The sequence below is a fragment of the Atlantibacter hermannii genome (assembly GCF_009907385.1).
Lineage (GTDB): Bacteria > Pseudomonadota > Gammaproteobacteria > Enterobacterales > Enterobacteriaceae > Atlantibacter > Atlantibacter hermannii_A.
The window spans coordinates 1-260 of the sequence record NZ_JAAATR010000107.1 but is presented as its reverse complement, the minus strand read 5'-3'; the positions used below and the strand labels follow the sequence as shown (position 1 = coordinate 260).

1 tRNA gene is annotated in these 260 nt (G+C 51.5%); it reads right to left on the bottom strand.

From position 1 onward, the window contains the following. Positions 1–44 precede the first annotated feature (44 nt). A tRNA-Gly gene (locus tag GV764_RS20300) sits at positions 45–119 on the bottom strand. Between the last annotated feature and the right edge of the window lie 141 nt (positions 120–260).

Genomic DNA, 260 nt, shown 5'->3' with positions numbered 1-260 from the left:
CTTACCAAGGGTGCGCTCTACCAACTGAGCTATATCAGCACATCTGGAGCGGGCAGCGGGAATCGAACCCGCATCATCAGCTTGGAAGGCTGAGGTAATAGCCATTATACGATGCCCGCATCCTGGAACTCGGCTACCTGATTCTTCTGTTTGAATATGAAGAGAAGCCCTTCACTATTCGAGCCGATTCGCTGAGCTTATCGTCTCGGGTTACGCAGCGCATAACCTAAAATGGTGGTGGGGGAAGGATTCGAACCTTC